General features: G+C 58.7%; 3 protein-coding genes and 1 pseudogene. All 4 read right to left on the bottom strand.

Translation table 11 applies throughout. The features are described 5' to 3' along the window. A partial coding sequence (locus BKD70_RS22745) for a HipA domain-containing protein (RefSeq protein ID WP_256543220.1) occupies positions 1-412 on the bottom strand: 412 nt, incomplete at its 3' end. A gap of 68 nt (positions 413-480) precedes the next feature. Next, positions 481-840 carry a helix-turn-helix transcriptional regulator gene (locus BKD70_RS22740; protein WP_070415449.1) on the bottom strand — a complete coding sequence of 120 codons (360 nt, stop codon included), beginning with the start codon at positions 838-840 and terminating at the stop codon, positions 481-483. A gap of 105 nt (positions 841-945) precedes the next feature. Continuing rightward, positions 946-1,650, bottom strand: coding sequence for a DUF3142 domain-containing protein (locus tag BKD70_RS22735; protein ID WP_070415448.1), 705 nt, complete (start codon positions 1,648-1,650; stop codon positions 946-948). Continuing rightward, positions 1,647-1,961, bottom strand: a pseudogene (locus tag BKD70_RS22730) (outer membrane assembly lipoprotein YfiO); the annotation flags it as partial. The pseudogene BKD70_RS22730 and the gene BKD70_RS22735, both read right to left, overlap by 4 nt.

The raw sequence follows: 1,961 nt of genomic DNA, 5'->3' as shown, positions 1-1,961 counted from the left end.
TATCCGTGACGATGGACCTTGCTTCATCCGCCGCCAACCCAAAGCGTTCAGGCGTACTCAGCAAATTACTGACAGACGATACCCGGCCTTCATTGCCGATGATGAGCGCCTGCAAGCCTAGTTGGGTAGGGTGGGGCAACACGTCAAATACTGGCGCAAGGGAATAGCCCGAGGCGCTGGTCAGCAGCAGCCCGGTTTGTTTCAGGTGGTCGTCGCTATTGCCGATGAGCACATTGAAGGCCATGCGCTTGTAAAGCTCACGCATATCAAACGTTGCATCGTCGCTGACCTTCTTCAAAACGTCTGCGATCCTGTAATAGGAAACGGCACTTTCAACCGCGTCGACGCGGGTCAATCGCAAATGCGTCGGGCCGCGCGAGCCAACTGTTGGCGTAGCGAAAAACGAATCCATTCCCATGCATGGCCACTTCGCCAACAGGGACCGGGTCACCGACTAAGTGAGCTGAAAAAACAAAGGCATTACCAATCGGCTTCCAGGACATCGTGTTCTCCTTCAGTGCGAATGCGCTTAGGCTCACGGGCGAGGCTCATGGTAATCCCAACCTGGTCAAGTTCTGGTGACGCAATGCTCGCCATACCTTCTTCCAAGTCCATCGCGCTAAGCACATTCATCAGCACGCCGAGGGATACGCCGGCCTCGCCCTGCCTCAGCCGCTGATACGTCTGCCGCGTAATGCCCGCGCGGCTGCATATGGTGGAAATTTTCAACCGGCGACGAATGCGGGCTATTTCGATACCGTTCCCGATACCTCTCATCAGCTCAGCGCTTCTCTCAGAGATGTACCCTTTGTGCGGGTAGGGCTTCGCTGTTTCTTGCATGATATATCATCCTTTAAATCAATAAAGGTAACTTATATCATCCAAGCCTCTAAGGCCACCTGCAAAAAACCGGCTCGAGGCCGGCTTTTTGCAGGGTTGGAAGAATCAAAGGTTTTGCAAAAACACCACATACCCCCGAAACCACTCATCGGCCCCCAGATACCCCGGCTCTTGCCACTCCCCGCCCTGAATCAAGCCAATCTTGAACGGCACGCCCAGCCGATTCATCCGCGGCAAATACGCGGCATAGTCAGGGATGCTGTGACGCCCTTGATACGTCTGCACCACCACTTCATCCACCACGCCCTTGAGTTGGGCGATAGCGGCCGGGTCGGCGTTGCTGCTCCAGTCCATCAGGCCGGTGATGCTCAACCGCAGGTCGGCAGGCAGGCGCTGGCGCAGGTCGCGCAGAAAATCGGCGTATTCGTGCAGATATTGGGTGCGGGCGTCGAAGTCGATCTGGATGCCGATCACCGGGTTGCCGGCGTCACGCCAGCGTTGCACCTGGCCCAGCACCTGGGTGTAGACCCGTTCCGGCCAGCGCAAGGTGTGGGCGCGGTACACCACCCAGACGTGGCCTTGAGTAATACGCGGCACGCTCATGCCCTGGGCGATCAATTGCACGCCGCGCTGGGGCGCGCGACGAGTGGAGTTGATCTGGCCTTGCAGGATGTACAGGGTTTTTGCCTGCTTGATGACCGGCTGGGGCGTGACGCCACTCCACAGCCAGAAGGCGTCGTAGTCGCCTGCGTCAACGGCGCCAAAAACCGGGCTTGCCAGCAACAGCAAGCCTAGCCACAGCGATTTCACCAGTAGTACTGCAGCGATTTGCCCCACTGGGTATCGGCAAAACCGCTCTTGAGTTGGCGGAACCATGCTTTGCGCACTGCCGGCGCAACGTCTTCGCCGCCGCAGCTGTTGTAGCCGGCCGGCGCGTAGCAGTTGATGGCGCGGAACAACGCATAGGCCTTGTCGGTTTTCGGCGCCTTGGCGTTGGCGATCACCTGTTTGTAGCCGTCCAGGCGCGAGAAGGTTTCACCCTTGAAGTCCGAGGCGGTACTGCCCAGGCTGCCGGCGGCGCGGGGTTGTTCCAACGGCATGCCGTCCAGGCCGTTGCGCAG

It is taken from the genome of Pseudomonas sp. BS-2016, from assembly GCF_001806145.1.
Taxonomy (GTDB): domain Bacteria; phylum Pseudomonadota; class Gammaproteobacteria; order Pseudomonadales; family Pseudomonadaceae; genus Aquipseudomonas; species Aquipseudomonas lundensis.
Note: the sequence above shows the minus strand (reverse complement) of the source record. Positions and strands in the feature narration are given on the sequence as shown.